This is a genomic window from Pseudoselenomonas caprae (assembly GCF_008271345.1).
Lineage (GTDB): Bacteria > Bacillota > Negativicutes > Selenomonadales > Selenomonadaceae > Selenomonas_A > Selenomonas_A caprae.
Genome location: NZ_VTOZ01000009.1, coordinates 19458 through 37803, shown reverse-complemented (window position 1 = coordinate 37803; position 18346 = coordinate 19458). Strand labels below are relative to the sequence as shown.

Sequence of the window (18346 nt, the reverse complement as noted above, 5' to 3'; positions counted from 1 at the left end):
AATGCAGCAATGGCAAAGAGGTCAAGGTATAGTTGAATTTGCACTAGTACTCCCTCTTTTTTGTTTATTGGTATTTGGTATTGTTTTTGCAGGTATGATGTTTGCTGATTATATGACACTGGCTAATATTGCCCGTAGCAGTGCAAGAGCAGCAGCAAAAGCGGATGCAGCCGCTTTTGCCAATCGATATAAGCTAATTCGTGACGATTATCAAAATCAAAGTTTGCCACTTGGTTTTTTTACTTGGGACCCCAAGGATGAAAAGTATTTCAAGATAGAATATGATAGGACGCATAGCAATGTCATTGTTAAGATGTACGCGCCGATAAATACAGTCGGTTCAACTGTTGCTAATGTTGTTAATTATTTAACAAGTAATAAAAATGACCCAATAAATTTGCAAGTTACTTATACGATGTATAGTGAAAATAAACACTGATAGTATTGAGGGAGTGGAGATACGATGTCGCTATTGACGCGCCTGGGGCGTATGGATGGGAAAAATAAGCAGGTCATGATTTTTGCCTCGCATGACGAAAGCCAGGAAATGGCCGAGGAAGTTTCCTATCAGAATATCAAGCATCGTATCCACCAGCGTATCGTTGAGGAGATGACGCCGGAAGAGCAGATAGTTCTTTCCTCTGTCAATCAGGATGCGCATCAGGTTGAGACTGTTATCCATAAATACTGCAAGGAAATCATGGATGAGGAGCCATTTGCGGTACCGCGCGGCGAAATCCATCATTTGATTGCCGATATCCAGGATGAGATGCTGGGGCTTGGCCCTATCCAGTCGCTGCTCAATGATGATTCCATCACCGAGGTCATGGTCAATGGCCCGAAAAAGGTGTTCGTCGAGCGGCTCGGCAAGCTCGAGCTTACCGATGTGAAGTTCCATGATAATGCGCATCTGATGAATATCGTCGAGCGCATTTTGATGCCGCTCGGCCGCCGCATCGACGAATCTTCGCCCTTGGTCGATGCCCGCCTTGAGGATGGTTCGCGTGTCAATATCATTATCCCGCCACTTTCGCTCGTTGGCCCGGCAATAACGATCCGTAAATTCTCGAAGACGCCACTTAGTGTGGAAAATCTGATTTCTTTTGGTACAATGGATGAGAAGATGGCGCTTTTCCTGCGGGCCTGTGTCAAAGCGCGCATCAATATCCTTGTATCGGGCGGCACTGGATCGGGCAAGACAACGACGCTAAATGTCATCTCGTCCTTCATTCCCGAACAGGAACGCATCGTGACCATCGAGGATGCGGCTGAGTTGCGCTTGCAGCAGGAGCATGTCGTGACGCTGGAGTCTCGTCCCTCCAATATCGAGGGCAAGGGACAGATTACGATTCGCGATTTGGTGCGCAATGCCCTGCGTATGCGTCCGGATCGTATCATCGTCGGTGAGGTCAGAAGCGGCGAGGCTCTCGACATGTTGCAGGCCATGAATACCGGTCACGATGGCTCACTGACGACGGCACATGCCAATAGTCCGCGTGATGCCTTGTCTCGTCTGGAGACGATGGTGCTCATGAGTGGTTTGGAGCTGCCGGTGCGTGCCATCCGCGAGCAGATTTCCTCAGCTATCGACCTTATCATCCAGCAGTCGCGTATCCGCGATGGCAGCCGCAAGATTACCTATGTGACGGAAGTTCAGCATATGGAGGATAACACCATCACGACGCAGGATATCTTCCGCTTCGAGCAGACCGGCTTTGATGAATCGGGAAAGGCTATCGGCCATTTTGTGCCGACGGGGCTTCAGCCGGGCTTCCTCGATAAATTCGAACTCAATGGCGTTGAGCTGCCTGATGATTTCTTTATGCCGGATGGCGGCGATAGCAGGAATTATAACAGGAGTGTGTTCTGATGCTGATATTTTGCTTTGCCATGTCGCTGGCAGTCGTGATATTCCTGCTTTTATACGGGCTGATTGAGAAGAAAATCCGTCCCCAGTCGCAAATCCATAAACGCATTATGAGCATTCAGGATGATGCGGATAAAAAAGGCGCGGGGTACCGGCAAGCGGCTAGGGAGCGGAAACTCAGCGACATTCCTTTTGTCGAGCGTGTGGTTCAGCCTTTGCTGCGGGCTTTGGTACAGACTGTGACAAGGCTGGCACCGAAAGAAATGAATCAGGTGATTGCCGCGCGCATCGCTATGGCGGGCAAGGCAAAGGCCTGGACGGTCAATGAATTCATCCTATCCTGCTTGCTAGGCTCGGCGGTCATGTGGGGCTTGATGCTTATGTTGACCTGGAATGCGCACTATGCGTTAATCCAGAAAATCATGTTCCTGGTATTTAGCGGCCTGCTGGGTGGTGCCATGCCTATCGTGGTGCTCAATATCATGATTCAGAAGCGGCAGGAATCTATCCAGCATCAGCTGCCAGAGGTGTTGGATTTGCTTTGTGTCAGCGTTCAGGCTGGTTTATCCTTTGATGCATCCATGCGCAAAATCATTGACCGCATGAAAGGGCCCTTTGTCGATGAATGCCGCCGCATGCAGGAGGATATCCGCATGGGCATGGTACGGCGGACGGCCATGCACAATGTTTCCAAGCGCTGTCAGGTACAGGATGTTTCGCTATTCATGACATCGCTGATTCAGGCCGAACGGCTCGGCACGAGCATGGGGCAGACGCTGAAAAATCAGGCGGATAATATCCGGGAACGGCGGCGGCAGTATGTAAAGGCGAAAGCCATGAAAGCACCGGTAAAGATTGTCTTTCCGCTGGTGTTGTTCATTTTTCCAGCTTTATTCGTCGTGACACTGGTACCGACGCTGTTGTTCCTCGTAAAGAATATGTAAGCGGAGGCAGATTGATGGAGATAGACGTGGGCGGAAAGAAAGATGTGCAGCTCCGGCTGGAGATTGCGGATTCTTTTTGGCAACGTTTCCTAGGCCTGATGGGCCGGAAAAAACTAGCCAGGGGTACAGGCTTATTGCTGGCTCCTTGCAATAGCATTCATATGTGCTTTATGCGTTTTAGCATTGATGCGGTGTATATTGACAAGGAATACCGCGTGCTGAAGGTAGTCCGGGATTTGCGTCCCTGGATAGGAATATCCTGGTGCCCAAAAGCCTGGGCAGTGATTGAAATGAATGCCGGCGAAGTAGCGCGTTATGGACTCGAAAAAGATATGATATTGCATACTAAAAAAGTCACGGATTGGCCGTGACTTTTTTAGTGCCAGTAAATGATTGGGAATCAGACCAGAGTAATCGTATAATCGCCAGTAGTTTGGCTGCCTTCAGAGGAAGAGCTGCTGTCATCCGAAAGCGGCAGATATTTGGTATAATCCTTGAAATGGTATTGGGCACCATTGGCCTCAAGGCGAATGCTTTCACTGACAATGCTTCCATAGAATTTGAAATTATTATCGTTGCAGTAAACTCTTGCATACGGCGCATAGATAATACCGTAGAAACTGCCACCGCTTCCATCGAAGTTAATATCTTTTGTACCCAGATAGGTGTAAATGATAGGCTGGTTCTCGTTGGAACTATTGTTGTTCAGATAAATTTTGATGGTTGAAGCTGAATCAACGGTAATATGGATAGGATCATTGCTTATTTTATTGGTATTTTGCGATAAGTCAAGGACAGCTTCATTGGCATTCTTTATATAATATTCGGTTTGGTTGATTGCGTTTGCTGATAGCCGGAAATTGTCATTTTCCCGATTGGAATATTTTGTGGTGTTTTTATATTTTTCCTTGAGTGTATTGGCATAGGAATAAAGGTTCAAGTTCTGGTGTTTGGCGGTAAATCCCTTGGCGACCACCTCAGGATCATTGGCGCGTTTTCCTTTTGTTTCTGAAGGGTAGAAAGCCTTGGCAGTCGGATCGTCGGCATTATACTGAAAGGTACTTGTGCTGTTGGTATAGACGATATTGCCATTGAAGGTGGTAAATATCGTCTTATTATTCGGATCGAGGTTCATGACGTTCTTGGTGGTCAAATCCTTGGTAAAGGTAAAAAGGTTCTTGAAGGGGTTATTATTCGCTGGCGTTCCTTTATAGGTAATCGCGGCGATGCTTTTTGCTGGTACCGTAAAGGTATCTTTATCGTAGAAGATTTTCAGGAAATAAAGCGGAACTTCCTTGGAAAGTTCTACATGAAAACGAGTGATATTTTTATCGGTGTCAGCTGTATATATTGGTTCGGCTATAGGTTCATCGGTGTTAAGATTATGATAGTCACCCTGTATATATTGGCTGGCTGTTGTGTTGGCATATGGATGCTTGCTGGTCGTTTCGTTATTGACGGCATAGGCTTTTGCTCCGGCCAGGGCAGCGGCGTCTGCTGTGTTTTGCAGACGGGTTTTTTGTACGTAAATATTGCCTAAATCAACGGCTAATCCTGTTCCGCAAATCAGCATAGGAAGCAGTAATGCTGTCAGAATCAAAATGGCGCCTTTTTGGTGTAGATATTTTGCGAACATATGCCAACCTCTTCCTTTATTTTGATGAGATAATATTATATATCTATATACAATATTTTACCCTTTTTCTCCTGTTTTTGAAAGAGAAAAAGGGTAAATTTCAATACGAAATACGAAAATAATCGAGATGTTTTTTGAAGGCATCCTGTGCAGTCAGACAAGTATCGCGAAGCCAGCCTTTTTCGTTTTTCCAGTTGGCTAATCCGCGGTAATAAAAGAGTTTTAGCTGGTCGGTTATGATAAAGGGGACGATTTTATGATGCAGACATTCTTTGAATAAAAGGAGGCGGCCAACGCGGCCATTGCCGTCCTGGAAGGGATGAATCAGTTCAAAGCGATGATGGAATTCCAGCAGATCGTCGAAGGATATGTTTTTTCGTTCGTTGTACCATGTTAGCAGTTCTTTTATCTTGGTGGCTACTTCCTCGGGAGGACAGGTGGGGTTACCGCCGACTTCATTGGGAAGGCGTTTATAGTCGCCGACGGCGAACCAGCTTTGGCGGCTGTCAGAGGTCCCGCTTTTGAGCTGCCGATGGAGTTCCTTTATCATTTTTTCGGTAATGCGATTTTCGGCTGTGTCGATGATTCTATCGATGCAACGGAAGTGGTTCATGGTTTCGACGATGTCATCGACATTGATGTTTCTATTGTTCGTTTGGCCGATAGTATTCGTTTCATAGATATAGCGCGTTTCTTCGTGGGAAAGGCGGCTGCCTTCGATATGATTGGAGTTGTAGGTCAGATCAATCTGTATCCGGTGGTAGATGCCCCCTTTTTGCTGATTGGCTTTTTCCTGCCGGAGTATGGTCAGTAGTGTACGCGGCTTTGTTCCTGTTCGTGGTTTGCGGTGGGGAAGCTGAGCATCAGCAGGGATATTCCAGCTGCGGCCAGTCTGAAAAGCACCGGCAATGCGGCCTGCTGCGCAGTAATTTCGCACGCTGCGCGCTGAAAGGCCCCATTTTTCAGCTGCTTCCTGTACGGACAGATAAGTCATAGCAACTTCCTTTCTTGCCATTTACGGCAAAATATAGCCAATAAAAAATACATATATCGAAATATAAATTGCCGATATCGGCAATTTTATTATAACGCTCTAGTTTGTGATTGGCTATAGGTAGAATGAAAAACACCGCTAGATAATCTAGCGGTGTGGAGCTTACGATATCCTTGTTCATTTTATCATGGCGTTGAAGTCCTTTTGCGGGATGACTGTGGTGAGCCCCATGATGGACAGGAGCTGGACGAGCGCCATTTCCGGTGTGCCGGTGTTCTTGATGACATAGGTCGCGATTTTCCAGGTGTCGAATTCTTTGTTGTTTTCGGCATACTGGAGGTGGTATTTGATCTCTTCGTTGGTGTGGCCGGTATTCAGCATGCGATCGATGAGTGCGACGTAGTCGACCATGAGATAGACGGTCGCAAGCTTTTTCTTGATGAGCTTGTTGAGCTGCTTGATGCCGTTGGCCTCGAGGATCATGACGCTGATTTGATGGTCCTTGAGCGAGTTGAGGATGTCATCCTTGCGGATGCCGAAGGCATCGCCCTTGTGCGTGAACTGCACGACGAGGTCGAGGGAATTGAACTCCTCACGGCTCACACTGCGGTAGAGGTGGGCACTTTCGGATTTCTGATGCGTTTTGCCACGCTCCGGGAAGACATAGGTCGTATATGTCGGTATGAAATGGATGCCCATGGACATGAGGTGTGAGGCGAGTGTCGCCTTGCCGGATGCATGAGGACCTACTAGTGCATAAATCTTATTTGTCATAGTATATTCATCCTTACATTACAGCTTTACAGAAAATCTATATGTCTATTTTAGCATAGGAATGCAGGCAATACAAAAGCGGGAACAACCGAACGTTCCCGCTTTTGCCGCCTCTATACCTTCTGCCTACAACAACATATACAACATGTTGTTGTTCTCCCATAGATATAATACAACATTTGCCAAGTTATTTCAATAGGGTATATTTATAAAAATTTTAATTCCAAAGTGTAAAGGGAATTGTACAGTTTTGCCGAATACCTATGTTAAGATATTCTTATAGAAAAGGGGGCTTATCCATGTACTTTTATTGTGAGAAATGCAAGAAACAGTATCCACTCAATAGTCATTCCTATATGTGTGAATGTGGCGGCATGTTCCGTCTGCATAAAGATACCGATGATGAGCCAGTCCATGAAATCAGTCTGGGAGAGTTCCAGACGCCGCTGCTGCCGTTCCGGGATGGCAAGCTGGAATTCCTGCTGAAGCTGGAGAACCTGCTGCCGACTGGCTCCTTCAAGGATCGTGGTGCCTATACGCTGATCAATGAAATCCATCATCTGGGGGTCAAGAAGATTGCCCTTGACTCGGCAGGTAATGCCGGTGCAGCGATTGCAGCCTATGCGGCAGCAGCAGGGATGGAGTGCACGGTATATGTGCCCGATGATGTGTCGAATGAGCTCGTGACGCAGATCGAGGCCTATGGGGCCAAGATCATCAAGGTCGCCAATGGCCGCATGAAGGCCTGTGCAGCAGTCAAACAGAATCTTGGTGATGCATACTATGCTTCCCACGTCTATAATCCCCTGTTCTTTGAGGGCATGAAGTCGATTGCCAAGGAGATGTATGAGCAGCTCGGCGGCCATGTGCCCGACTATATTTTCGTGCCGGTGGGCAACGGCACGCTGCTTATCGGCTTGTTCCTGGGCTTTATGGAGATTGGCCGTTTGCCACATTTCGTGGCAGTACAGAGCCGTAAATGTGCGCCGCTTTATGATGCCTATCATGGCTTGCCGGAGCAGCCAAAGAAAACGACGATTGCTGAAGCTATCCGCATCGAGCGGCCGAAGCGGCTCGATTGGATGATTGAGGCAATCAAGGCCAGCAATGGCGATGTCGTGACGATTGAGGATTGCGAAATCCTGCGGGCCAAGAAACACCTCGCACATTGTGGTATCTATGTGGAGATGACCTCAGCGGCAGCACTGGCTGGAGCTGAAAAGTTCTTCCAATCGGGCAAGCCAGATAATTACCGTGTAGTGGTACCTCTTACGGGCAATGGCCTCAAACGTTGAAATAAATCCTGGCGGGAGTGACAGTATGCTTCATGGAATCATAGATATCGGTTCGAATACGGTGCGCATGGCCATCTATCTGATAGAGGGCAGCCACATCGAGATGCTGCTGAAGAAAAAACATACGGTGGGGCTGGCCGCCTATCTGCGCGATGGTGTGATGCAGCAGCAGGGCATCGATAAGGCGGTGGAGATCCTCGGGGAGTTCAAAGATTTCCTGGCGACGTTCCGCATCACGCAGGTGACGGCCTTCACGACGGCTGCGCTGCGCAATGCCAAGAACAGCCGGGCGGCCGTAGGCGAGATTGAGCGGCGGACAGGCCTTGCCATACGGGTCATAACGGGCGATGAGGAGGCGACGTTTGATTTCATCGGGGCGACGCATAATCTGCAGACGTCATCGGGGCTGCTCATCGATATCGGTGGTGGCAGCACGGAGATCGTGACGTATCGCGAGCGGCAGATACAGTATAAGACTAGCTTGCCGCTGGGGTCGCTGGCCTTCCGCACGAAGTATGTGAGCAAGCTCCTGCCGTCGCTCAGCGAGTGCATGTCCATGCGGGCGGAAGCTGAGGCGACAATCCAGGCTGCTAAGGATTTTGCCTATGTCAACGAAGCGGAGATCGCCGGTATCGGCGGCACGTTCAAGGGCGCCTCGGCTCTCTATAACATCATGTTCAATCAGCCGGCGGCCAATACGCGCATGGAGACGAAACGCCTGAAGTCCATCATCGGGATGTTCACGAGTGAGCAGGAGATGACGCAGGACATGGCCATCATGCTGATGCGGGCTGTACCGGAGCGCATGCATACCATCATCCCTGGGCTCATCATTGCCGATGTGCTGGCGCGCCGCTTCAAGAGCGGCGTCATCACTTACAGCGATTCGGGGGTGCGCGAGGGCTATATTTATGACCAGATCATCGGGCAAAAGGCGTAAAATCCATGGGGATTGGGAGTATTTGTTTGGATTTCCGGCCTTTTTATGGTAAAATATAAGTTACTGAAAAGTCTTTTTTAAGCCTTCCTCAGAGGGGAAGGCTTTTACTTTGTAAGCTAAGAATTTGTTTTGAGGTGAGATTGTGGATTTTGGTCAGGGAAAGATAGTCCCGGTCAATCTGGAACACGAGATGAAGAACTGCTACATCGACTATGCGATGAGCGTCATCGTCGCGCGTGCTTTGCCAGATGTCCGTGACGGCCTGAAGCCGGTACATCGCCGCATCCTTTATGCGATGCAGGAAGCCGGCATGGGTTCCAATAAACCGTACAAGAAGTCGGCGCGTATCGTCGGCGAAGTTCTCGGTAAATATCACCCGCATGGTGATTCCTCGGTCTATGATGCCATCGTGCGTATGGCACAGGATTTCTCGATGCGCTATATGCTCGCTGACGGCCACGGCAACTTCGGTTCGGTCGATGGCGACCCGGCGGCAGCAATGCGTTATACCGAGGTCCGTATGTCGAAGATTTCCGAGCTCATGCTGCAGGATATCGACAAGGACACGGTGGAGTTCGTGCCGAACTACGATGAGTCGATGAAGGAGCCGTCGGTGCTGCCGGCGAAGTTCCCGCAGCTCCTCGTGAATGGTACTTCGGGCATCGCCGTCGGCATGGCGACGAATATCCCGCCGCACAACATGAGCGAGGTCATCGATGGCACGCTGATGCTCATCGATAATCCGGATGCGACCGTCGATGAGCTCATGACGGTCATCAAGGGACCGGATTTCCCGACGGCTGGCCTTATCCTCGGCAAAGAGGGTATCCGCCAGGCGTACACGACGGGCCGCGGCATCATCAAGATGCGTGCCAATGCGCATATCGAGACGATGTCGAATGGCAAGCCGCGCATCATCGTGACGGAATTGCCGTATCAGGTCAACAAGGCACGCCTGGTCGAGAAGATCGCCCAGCTCGTCCGCGACAAGCAGATTGAGGGCATCACTGACCTGCGCGATGAGTCTGACCGCAATGGTATGCGTGTGGTCGTCGACCTGCGCAAGGACTCCAACCCGAATGTCATCCTGAATCAGCTCTACAAGCACACGCAGCTGCAGGAGAGCTTCGGTGTCATCATGCTGGCGCTGGTGGATGGCAAGCCGCAGGTACTTAACCTCAAGCAGGTCCTGCACTACTATATCAAGCATCAGGAAGATGTTATCACCCGCCGGACGAGATACGAGCTCGCCAAGGCGGAGGCCAGGGCGCATATCCTCGAAGGTTTGACGATTGCCCTCGATCATCTCGATGCAGTCATCACGACCATCCGTGAGAGCCGCACGGCCGATATTGCCCGCGAGGCCCTGATGTCGGGCTTCAAGCTCAGTGAGAAACAGGCACAGGCCATCCTTGACCTGCGCTTGCAGCGCCTGACCGGTCTCGAGCGCGACAAGATTCAGGAGGAGTATCAGGAAGTCTTGAAAGCTATCGAGGAGTACAAGGCGATCCTCGCAGACGAGCAGCGCATCCTGGGCATCATCAAGGATGAGCTCACGGCTGTCAAAGAGAAATACGGCGACGAGCGCCGCACGAAACTCACAATCGATACGTCGGAGATCGATGTTGAAGACCTCATCGCTGAGGAAGATGTCGTCATCACGCTTACGCATAACAACTACATCAAGCGCATCCCGCTCGATACCTATCGCCGCCAGAATCGCGGTGGCAAGGGAATCAAGGGAATGGGAACGAAGGAAGAGGACTTCGTCGAGAATATGCTCATCACGACGACGCATCATACCATCCTGTTCTTCACGACGCGTGGACGCGTATATAACCTCAAAGCCTATGAGATCGCTGAGGCCAGCCGTCAGGCGAAGGGCACGGCCATCATCAACCTGCTGCAGCTGGAGCAGGGCGAAAAGATTACGGCCATCATCCAGGTCAAGGGCTTCGATCCGGAGCGTTTCCTGTTCATGGCAACGCGCAAGGGTATCGTCAAGAAGACGAGTCTGTCCGAGTTCAGCAACATCCGCAAGGTGGGCCTGATTGCCATCAACCTCGATGACGATGATGATCTCATCGGCGTCAAGTTCACGGATGGCGAGAGCTATCTGATGCTCGGCACAAAGGGCGGCAAAGCCATCGCATTCTCGGAGGATGATGTCCGTGCGATGGGCCGTACGGCTCGCGGCGTCAAGGGTATCAGCCTGGGCATGGGCGATGAGGTCGTCGGCATGGATATCCTCACGCACAATGCTGAGGTACTGACGGTCACCGAGGGCGGCTATGGCAAGCGCACGCCGACCGAGGAATACCGCAGCCAGACGCGCGGCGGCAAGGGCCTCATCAACATGAAGGTCACGGATAAGACAGGCTATGTTGTCGGCATCAAGGTTGTCCATCCGGAGCAGGAGCTCATGCTGATAACGACGGACGGCATCGTCATCCGCACGAACGTCGAGGACATCTCGGTCATCAGCCGCAACACGCAGGGCGTCAAGCTCATGAGTACGGCAGAAAATGACAAAGTCGCATCGATGGCCACGATGGATCAGAAGAATGATTGATTATAAGAATAGATGAGCAGAAAAATAGCAGGTTCCTAAGGGAACCTGTTATTTTTTTATACAAATCAAATGACGAATCTTCCTGTCAGGTGAAAAAGGATTTTCCGGTTGCTTGCCGAAGTATTGCCCATAGGGAATTTTGTCCGTTATTGGATATGTGATAAGGAAGAGAGGTTGAGAACTATGGGAATAAGGCAGAAATTCTATGTATTGGCTGGTGTTATCGGTGCATTACTGGCGGTAGTATCTGTCATCGGTTTCTACATGGCGGATACGAATCTGGAAAAGGCAGTAGAACAGGAATTGACGGCAACGATGGGGGATGCTGCTTCGCAGATGGACGGATGGCTGCAGTCTAAGGGAGTATCGGCTCAGCATACGGCTGATTTATTGACAGAGTTCAATGGCGATGAAACCCGGACCAAGAGCATCGATTCGCTGGCTATCGGAGCTTCGGATAAGGAAATCCTCGATGTCAACGTGGGAATGGAAGATGGTTATTTTGCCTCTTACCGCACGCAGAATAAGAGTACAGGCACGCTCGATCCCCGTACCCGGCCTTGGTATAATGATGGTAAGAAGGCTGGAAAGATGGTCTTTACGGACCCGTATGTAGACAAGAATACGGGGAAATTGGTAGTTTCGGCGGTGGCTCCTTTCAAGAAGGATGGACAGTTTGCCGGTAACATTTGCACGGATATCGACTTGGCGGTAGTTGATGCCCAGGTCGATAAGCTCAAATACCATGGTGAGGCTGGCATGGCAGCGGTAGCAGATAAGAGCGGCATGATTCTGGGCATTGGCACGGATGAGGCTATTGGCTCCAAGTTCCAGGATTTGCCAGGGATTGGTACTCATTTTGAAGAAATGCAGAAAAATGGCAAAGGTGTCTTCGTCTTTGACAGTCCGCACGATGGCAAGATGATTTGCGGATATACGGTGGTGCCAAGCACGGGCTGGCTGCTGGCCATGAGTGTTCCTTATAGCTATGTATTTGCTTCGGTTACGACACTCAAGACGGTATATGCCATCCTGACGGTGGTCGGACTTATCCTGGTACTAGGCGTATGCTTCCAGTTCGCTGGCCGTATTACGCGCCCGCTGGTGGCTCTTGAGGCACATGCAGCTGAGATGGCTAAGGGAAATCTCGGGCTCAAGCCGCTGCCCGTGGAAACGAGTGACGAGATTGGCTCGCTTACCGGCGCCTTCAATACGATGAAAGAGAATCTGCATGAATTAATCTCGCAGATGGCTTCGACGGCAGAGCAGGTGGCAGCATCCTCGGAGGAGCTGACGGCTAATGCCCAGCAGTCGGCAGATACGGCCGTACATGTAGCGGAAACCGTAGGCGATGTCAGCACACAGGTAAATCAGCAGCTTGGCGAAGTGGAAAAGGCAAAAGAAAGCGTGGATGGCGTTTACCACGATATCGACATCATGTCGGAAAAGGCCGTGCAGGTAACGGTAGCTTCCACGCATACAGCAGAAGCGGCAAAACGTGGAGCTGACCTTATGGAAGAAGCCATCCGCAAGATGGGCTCTATCGAGAAGAGTGTTCTGGAGTCGGCTGCTGTGGTCAAGGCGTTGGGCGAGAATTCACAGCAGATTGGCCAGATTGTCGAAGCGATTTCCTCAATTGCCCAGCAGACGAATCTCTTGTCGCTCAATGCAGCGATTGAAGCAGCTCGCGCTGGTGAGCAGGGCCGCGGTTTTGCTGTCGTGGCGGAAGAGGTAAGGAAGCTGGCGGCTGAATCGCAGGAGTCGGCTGAGCAGATTAAGGCACGTATCAGTTCGATCCAGCAGGATACGGCGCAGGCAGTTGAGTCTATGCAGAATGGCACGAATGAAGTGACACAGGGAACGAAAGCTATCCGTGATGTCGGCGAGCAGTTTGAGGATATCATGACGAAAGTCGATGATATCAATAAACAGATGGAACAGATCAACGATGCGGTCAGCAAAGTTTCGGCCGGTGCAGAGCAGATTGTCACGGCAGTGGATGCTATTGATAGTGTTAGCAATAAGACTTCGAACAGCACGCAGACGATTTCGGCTGCAACGGAACAGCAGTCGGCATCGAATGAGGAAATTGCTGCGGCATCGCAGGCTTTGTCGACGCTGGCTAGCAAGATGCAGGAGGCAGTAGGCAAGTTCAAGATTTGATTTCGGTTGAAAAGCAGAGAAAAGGCGTAGGCCGGAGCGGTTGCTCCAGGCATACGCCTTTTTTGCTTTGGTATTATTTGCTTATTGAGCCAGCAGCTGGCGCGTGTGCGCAGCAACCATAGCGGGGGTCATTTCCCGGTTGCGGGCGACGCCGGTCTGGCGGGCAGCATGGGCTACGGCGGCGGCAACTGCCGGTGCGACCTCGGGATTGAACGGGCTCGTGATGACGTGGTCTTCGTCGAGCTCCTCCGGCTTGATGAGGTCAGCAATCGCCTTGGCAGCGGCGACTTTCATGGCCTCGTTGATCTCGCTGGCGCGGACGTCGAGGGCGCCGCGGAAGATGCCCGGGAAGGCCAGGAGGTTGTTGACCTGGTTCGGGTAGTCGCTGCGGCCGGTGCAGACGATGCGTGCGCCAGCCTCCTTGGCCAGCTGGGGCAGGATTTCCGGTTCGGGGTTGGCCATGCCCATGACGATGGCATTGGGGTTCATCGTGCGTACCATATCCTGCGTGACGCAGCCAGCGACCGAGACGCCGATGAACACATCGGCCTTGCGGATGACCGATTCGAGGGGGCCGGCTTCGTTCTGCGGGTTGGTGATCTTGGCGATATCCTCCTTATATGGATTCATGCCGTTCGGACGGCCGGTGTAGATGGCACCGCGGGAGTCGCAGAGGATGATATTGCGGCCACCAGCACTGTACAGGAGACGCGTGATGGCCTGTCCGGCAGCACCTGCGCCATTGACGACGAATTTGGCATCGGCAAAGGTCTTGCCCGTGAGCTTGAAGGCATTGATGAGGGCCGAGACAACGACGATGGCCGTGCCGTGCTGGTCGTCGTGGAATACGGGGATGTCAAGGCTCTTCCGCAGGGCTTTTTCGATGTCGAAGCACTGCGGGGCCTTGATGTCTTCCAGATTGATGCCGCCAAAGGTCGGTGCCATGAGCTCGACAGCCTTGATGACCTCGAAGGGATCCTGGGTATCGAGACAGATGGGGACGGCGTCCACGCCGGCAAAACCCTTGAACAGGATGGCCTTGCCCTCCATGACCGGCAGGCCGGCACCCGCACCGATATTGCCAAGGCCGAGGACGGCCGAGCCGTTGGTCACGACGGCTACCATATTGCCCTTGGATGTGTAATCGTAGATTTTCTTTGGATCGTCCTTGATTTCGAGACAGGGGGCGGCAACGCCGGGAGAATAGGCAAGTGTGAGGTCGTCGGCGTTCTCCAGAGGAACCTTGCTCGTGACGGCAATCTTTCCCTGTGCTTGCTTATGTAAGGCTAAAGCCGCAGCATTTACATTACTCATGGTGATGACTTCCTTTCCCAATACTGTTACGTAAGAAATGTTACATTTTATAAATATATTTTGGTAATATTTTCGTAAAAGTGTAATCATACAGCTAGAATACATTATAGACGAATGCAGGATAATTACCAATACAGAATATTCATATCGCCATAGTTTTTGGCTATTTCGTAGCAGAAGAAAGAGGCTGACGCCAGCGTGGTTGCTGGTATCAGCCTCTTGGGATATGCTATTGCGTTTTTGCTGGCGCTGCGGAGCGGCTAGGTACGGAACGATCCGAAGCTGCCGGGGTGCTTTCGCGGCTGGAGCCAGTGTCATTGTCCGCCGCGTCGCGGCCCGAACGATTGTCGCTGGCAGAGGATTTGCTGCGCTTCTTCTCCTCGGCATTGTCTTCACGCTGCTCGCTGCGCTTCTTGGCCGTGCTGTCAGCAGCTTTGTGTTTCTTGGTGCTTTCTGTGCTGCGGCCGATGGAGGTATCGCTGGCGGGAACTTCGCTGGCATTCGCTGGAATGGAGTTCTCGTATTCGCGGGCATCCTGCTCCAGACGGTGGCGGACCTTGGCGCTCATCGTGACATCAAGGGTATCGGCGACCGTGGAACGCAGCTGCGTGAGGTCAGGGATCCAGTAACTGATGCCGTCGATATAGAGCGGGCGGCCCGGGACCATATCGGTCTTGAGACCGTTTTGCTTCGATTCCTTGAGCGTGCCGGCGAATTCGAGCAGCTGGCGGAAGCTCAGGTCGGTCTGGATGGAGTCCATGACCTCGCGGATGATGGTCGGGAGCTTCGGGATGATGGCCGGCGAGACCATCTTGTCAAGGCAAGCCTTGATGAAGTCCTGCTGGCGGCGGATGCGGCCGAGGTCGCCTTCCTCATCGCGGTAACGCACATAGGTGATTGCCTTGGCACCGTCCATGTGCTGCATGCCTGGCCTGAAATCGATGATGAGGCCGCCGTCATCGTCCCAAGGGTCCTCATAGTACATGCGCTTGGGCACGTCGATGTCGATGCCGCCGAGGGCATCGATGATCTTGGCGAAGGATTTCGTGTTGATGATGACATAGTGGTCGATATTGACGCCGAGCAGGTTCTCGACAGTATCCTGCGTCAGGCGCTCCTTGCCATAGGCATAGGCGGCATTGACTTTGTCAAAGCCATGTCCCTTGATCTTCACGCGGGTGTCGCGCGGGACGGAGAGCAGCGAGGCCTGGTTCTTCTTCGGATCGATCGAAGCGACCATCAGCGTGTCACTGCGGCCGACATCATCGTCGCGCTCGTCGACGCCCATGATCATGATGGTGGATTTGTCTTTGGCGGTCAGCAGTCCGTCGTCGATGGCATGTTCGATTGGCTTGTCGAGCAGGCTACTGCTGGCAAAAAGGGCTCCGCCGATGGCGGCAGCGGCAAAACAAAAAAACAGAAGAAGCCAAGGCCAGATGCGGCGTTTCTTCTGTGCCCTCCGTGGAGGGATATTGGATTTTTGCAAAGTCATACCTTCTTTTCGTTTAGTTCCGTACAGGTGTTAAGCACTACATAGCTATTATAAAGAGATACGCGGCATTGTGCAATTACAATTTTCATATCGCGCGTATATATATGGAATCTTACGCTTCCTTTCTGAAAAACGCGGGGAGAGCCGGTGATTTTGTCATGTTTATAGTAATTTTTAATTTTGGGGCTGAATTGCCAGTGTTTTGTAAACTGTGTTTTGGCGGGAAGCTTATCCACAGAATTTGGGGGTAAAATCGGGGGATAAAAGCACAAAATATGGAAAAAGGCAGGAAGAAAGACCTAATATATGGGGTTATCCACGGATTTATCCACAATATCCACAGAAAATGGGGATAAGGATACGAACATTATGAACAAGATGCTTATATATTATAGAAGGAAACTGAAAAGTTTTATGTGTGTTCGCTTTTGTTATCCACAGGTGTGGATTGTTTTGTGGATAACGAAAGACTGTTTGCTTATTTCTTAGCAGGAGAATCAAGCATAAATGACGAATATTATAGTGATTAACGGATAGGGAGATGAGAGCATGCTGACAGAGGGCGAATTGTTTTTACGGCTGGTCCTTTCCTGTGTGCTGGGCGGCATCATCGGCTATGAACGCCAGTCGCGCCGCAAGTCGGCTGGCCTGCGCACGAATGTGCTGGTCTGCCTGGGCGCTTGTCTCATCATGGTATTGTCGCAGGCGATGTATCAGCAGGTCGAGGGCTTGACGAACGCCGATCCGGCACGTCTGGCAGCACAGGTGGTGAGCGGCATCGGTTTCCTCGGTGCAGGTGCCATCATGAAGGAGGGCCTGACGGTCACAGGACTCACGACGGCAGCTTGCCTATGGGTAGTGGCTGGTGTCGGCTTGGCGGTCGGCGGCGGCTTCTATTCGGGGGCGCTCATCACGACGGCGCTGGTCTTTGTGACGCTCGGCAGCCTGTCACGGCTCGATGACTGGGTGGATCATGAGAAGAATCTGTCTTTGACCATCCATACGGTGGACAGGCCGGGACAACTCATGCGCATCAGCCGCTGCCTGGAGGACCTGCAGCTCAAGGTGCGTGGCGTCAAGGTCAAGGCGGATGAGGACGAGGCCGATGAGAAGGATGAACGCTGCATGTATATCGATTTTGAGATCTTCAACAAGCAGAGCGTCAAGAGTGTCATGATCGTCGATGCTGTGCGTCAGATCGATGGCGTGATCCGCGTCGATGTCGTCTGAAGGATTTTATTTTGCGCGCGAGAGGATTTTCGCCGTCCGGTGCGGAATAATATCCAAAGAGTAAATATACGGCTTTTCCAGTCAGAAGGAGAGGGTTTGGAATGAATACAGAAATCGTAGATACTATGGTGCGCGTTGCCATGCAGGCGATGGATAATGCGTATGTGCCTTATAGCAAAGCAGCTATCGGTGCCTGTGTACTGGCGAGCGATGGCACATTCTATACGGGATGCAACATTGAGAACGCCATCCCGCGCTTGTCGGTTTTTGCGGAAGAAGTAGCTATGTATCGCGCTATCGCTGATGGCAAGCGGGAATTCGACGGCATTGCTGTCATCGCGGATACGGAAAAGCCGTTCATCCCGAACGGTGCAGTCTGCCAGCTGCTGGCAGAGTTCAACGTGCAGGAGATCATCATGGCCAATATGCATGGCGTGCTCAAGACGGTGACGCTTGACGAGCTCATGCCCTATGCGCGGGAACTCATCGGCAATCCGATGCAGCCTGACGAAGAAGATTTTTGAATAGCCAGCCGCTCCTTCAGGAGCGGCTTTAAGTTTGCACCGGTTTTCGCCGATATATGGAGAAAGGGAGGTGCACAGCATGGCAGGTGTGAATATGGATTCCCTGCTGGTTCTGCAGAAACTGGCGGAGATGCAGAAGGATAAGAAGCGGCAGGATGATAAAAAGGACAGTGCCAGCGGCGAGGCTGCGGCAAGCTATAAGGATATCTGGGCGCAGGTCCGGCGGGAGCAGGAAGAGTGGGACAAGACGCTCAACGAGGTCGATATCACCCAGTACAAGCTCGCCCTGATGGACAGCTTCTGGTCGGACCGCCACGATGCGCAGAACTATCTGGCCAGCTATTATAAGCGGCAGCAGCGGGCCATCAACCAGCAGTCGCTGACGGAGATCACCCAGGATATCGCCTGGCTCAACCAGCTCAACAACGCTGGTATCCTGAACCCAGCCATTGGCACCGAGGCCTCCCAGCAGCTTGGCAAGGCGCTGACAGCAGCGCTGCAGACCTCGGTGATGGCCAGTATCCAGAATATGCAGCTCCAATCGCTTTGGGGCTTCTGACATACAAAAACAGCTCATCTTGCGATGAGCTGTTTTTGTTGT

At 51.5% G+C, this 18346-nt stretch carries 16 protein-coding genes; 11 read left to right on the top strand and 5 right to left on the bottom strand.

Features of this window, described 5'->3' with window-relative positions; genetic code table 11:
* Position 1 precedes the first annotated feature (1 nt).
* From FZ041_RS05775 to FZ041_RS05760, 4 genes are read left to right on the top strand one after another with little or no spacing between them, the layout of a single operon-like run.
* A complete protein-coding gene (locus tag FZ041_RS05775; protein WP_149188886.1) occupies positions 2–439 on the top strand; it encodes a TadE family protein in 438 nt (145 codons plus the stop codon).
* A 24-nt stretch (positions 440–463) separates the two neighbouring features.
* A complete protein-coding gene (locus tag FZ041_RS05770) occupies positions 464–1870 on the top strand; it encodes a TadA family conjugal transfer-associated ATPase (RefSeq protein ID WP_149188885.1) in 1407 nt (468 codons plus the stop codon).
* On the top strand, positions 1870–2811 hold the full coding sequence (locus tag FZ041_RS05765) for a type II secretion system F family protein (protein WP_149188884.1): 942 nt from the start codon (positions 1870–1872) through the stop codon (positions 2809–2811). Before FZ041_RS05770 ends, FZ041_RS05765 begins: the two co-directional genes overlap by 1 nt.
* A gap of 14 nt (positions 2812–2825) precedes the next feature.
* On the top strand, positions 2826–3182 hold the full coding sequence (locus tag FZ041_RS05760; protein ID WP_149188883.1) for a DUF192 domain-containing protein: 357 nt from the start codon (positions 2826–2828) through the stop codon (positions 3180–3182).
* 29 nt (positions 3183–3211) lie between these two features.
* On the opposite strand, the gene FZ041_RS05755 is transcribed toward FZ041_RS05760, so the two are convergent.
* The 3 genes from FZ041_RS05755 to FZ041_RS05745 form a co-directional block, all read right to left on the bottom strand.
* Positions 3212–4447: a pilus assembly protein TadG-related protein gene (locus tag FZ041_RS05755; RefSeq protein WP_149188882.1), complete on the bottom strand. Its 1236-nt coding sequence runs from the start codon at positions 4445–4447 to the stop codon at positions 3212–3214.
* Positions 4448–4547: 100 nt separating this feature from the next.
* Positions 4548–5441, bottom strand: a complete 894-nt coding sequence (locus FZ041_RS05750) for a Fic family protein (protein WP_149188881.1) — start codon at positions 5439–5441, stop codon at positions 4548–4550.
* Between the two features lie 177 nt (positions 5442–5618).
* Complete coding sequence (locus tag FZ041_RS05745; RefSeq protein WP_075442827.1) at positions 5619–6215, bottom strand: hypothetical protein; 597 nt, start codon at positions 6213–6215, stop codon at positions 5619–5621.
* A 299-nt stretch (positions 6216–6514) separates the two neighbouring features.
* Between FZ041_RS05745 and FZ041_RS05740 the strand changes: the two genes are divergently transcribed.
* The 4 genes from FZ041_RS05740 (at position 6515) to FZ041_RS05725 (ending at position 13185) form a co-directional block, all read left to right on the top strand.
* Complete coding sequence (locus FZ041_RS05740; protein WP_149188880.1) at positions 6515–7510, top strand: pyridoxal-phosphate dependent enzyme; 996 nt, start codon at positions 6515–6517, stop codon at positions 7508–7510.
* Between the two features lie 25 nt (positions 7511–7535).
* Complete coding sequence (locus FZ041_RS05735) at positions 7536–8450, top strand: Ppx/GppA phosphatase family protein (protein ID WP_149188879.1); 915 nt, start codon at positions 7536–7538, stop codon at positions 8448–8450.
* Positions 8451–8592: 142 nt separating this feature from the next.
* A complete protein-coding gene (gene gyrA, locus FZ041_RS05730) occupies positions 8593–11022 on the top strand; it encodes a DNA gyrase subunit A (RefSeq protein WP_149188878.1) in 2430 nt (809 codons plus the stop codon).
* A gap of 183 nt (positions 11023–11205) precedes the next feature.
* Positions 11206–13185: a methyl-accepting chemotaxis protein gene (locus tag FZ041_RS05725; protein WP_149188877.1), complete on the top strand. Its 1980-nt coding sequence runs from the start codon at positions 11206–11208 to the stop codon at positions 13183–13185.
* Positions 13186–13266: 81 nt separating this feature from the next.
* Here FZ041_RS05725 and FZ041_RS05720 read toward each other — a convergent pair whose 3' ends face one another.
* Positions 13267–14499: an NAD(P)-dependent malic enzyme gene (locus FZ041_RS05720; protein WP_075442822.1), complete on the bottom strand. Its 1233-nt coding sequence runs from the start codon at positions 14497–14499 to the stop codon at positions 13267–13269.
* 229 nt (positions 14500–14728) lie between these two features.
* Positions 14729–15991 carry an LCP family protein gene (locus FZ041_RS05715; RefSeq protein WP_149188876.1) on the bottom strand — a complete coding sequence of 421 codons (1263 nt, stop codon included), beginning with the start codon at positions 15989–15991 and terminating at the stop codon, positions 14729–14731.
* A 549-nt stretch (positions 15992–16540) separates the two neighbouring features.
* On the opposite strand from FZ041_RS05715, the gene FZ041_RS05710 reads away from it, so the two are divergent.
* From FZ041_RS05710 to FZ041_RS05700, 3 genes are all read left to right on the top strand, one after another.
* Positions 16541–17221, top strand: coding sequence for an MgtC/SapB family protein (locus FZ041_RS05710; RefSeq protein WP_173372145.1), 681 nt, complete (start codon positions 16541–16543; stop codon positions 17219–17221).
* A 101-nt stretch (positions 17222–17322) separates the two neighbouring features.
* Complete coding sequence (locus tag FZ041_RS05705; protein WP_149188875.1) at positions 17323–17745, top strand: cytidine deaminase; 423 nt, start codon at positions 17323–17325, stop codon at positions 17743–17745.
* Between the two features lie 79 nt (positions 17746–17824).
* Entirely contained in the window at positions 17825–18304 is a 480-nt protein-coding gene (locus tag FZ041_RS05700; RefSeq protein ID WP_149188874.1) for a hypothetical protein, read from the top strand.
* Positions 18305–18346 lie beyond the last annotated feature (42 nt).

Bases quoted from the DNA above. Each gene is read 5' to 3' on its own strand.
- FZ041_RS05775 (WP_149188886.1), top strand. From the start codon at position 2: ATGCAGCAATGGCAAAGAGGTCAAGGTATAGTTGAATTTGCACTAGTA.
- FZ041_RS05770 (WP_149188885.1), top strand. From the start codon at position 464: ATGTCGCTATTGACGCGCCTGGGGCGTATGGATGGGAAAAATAAGCAG.
- FZ041_RS05765 (WP_149188884.1), top strand. From the start codon at position 1,870: ATGCTGATATTTTGCTTTGCCATGTCGCTGGCAGTCGTGATATTCCTG.
- FZ041_RS05760 (WP_149188883.1), top strand. From the start codon at position 2,826: ATGGAGATAGACGTGGGCGGAAAGAAAGATGTGCAGCTCCGGCTGGAG.
- FZ041_RS05755 (WP_149188882.1), bottom strand. From the start codon at position 4,447: ATGTTCGCAAAATATCTACACCAAAAAGGCGCCATTTTGATTCTGACA.
- FZ041_RS05750 (WP_149188881.1), bottom strand. From the start codon at position 5,441: ATGACTTATCTGTCCGTACAGGAAGCAGCTGAAAAATGGGGCCTTTCA.
- FZ041_RS05745 (WP_075442827.1), bottom strand. From the start codon at position 6,215: ATGACAAATAAGATTTATGCACTAGTAGGTCCTCATGCATCCGGCAAG.
- FZ041_RS05740 (WP_149188880.1), top strand. From the start codon at position 6,515: ATGTACTTTTATTGTGAGAAATGCAAGAAACAGTATCCACTCAATAGT.
- FZ041_RS05735 (WP_149188879.1), top strand. From the start codon at position 7,536: ATGCTTCATGGAATCATAGATATCGGTTCGAATACGGTGCGCATGGCC.
- FZ041_RS05725 (WP_149188877.1), top strand. From the start codon at position 11,206: ATGGGAATAAGGCAGAAATTCTATGTATTGGCTGGTGTTATCGGTGCA.
- FZ041_RS05720 (WP_075442822.1), bottom strand. From the start codon at position 14,499: ATGAGTAATGTAAATGCTGCGGCTTTAGCCTTACATAAGCAAGCACAG.
- FZ041_RS05715 (WP_149188876.1), bottom strand. From the start codon at position 15,991: ATGACTTTGCAAAAATCCAATATCCCTCCACGGAGGGCACAGAAGAAA.
- FZ041_RS05710 (WP_173372145.1), top strand. From the start codon at position 16,541: ATGCTGACAGAGGGCGAATTGTTTTTACGGCTGGTCCTTTCCTGTGTG.
- FZ041_RS05705 (WP_149188875.1), top strand. From the start codon at position 17,323: ATGAATACAGAAATCGTAGATACTATGGTGCGCGTTGCCATGCAGGCG.
- FZ041_RS05700 (WP_149188874.1), top strand. From the start codon at position 17,825: ATGGCAGGTGTGAATATGGATTCCCTGCTGGTTCTGCAGAAACTGGCG.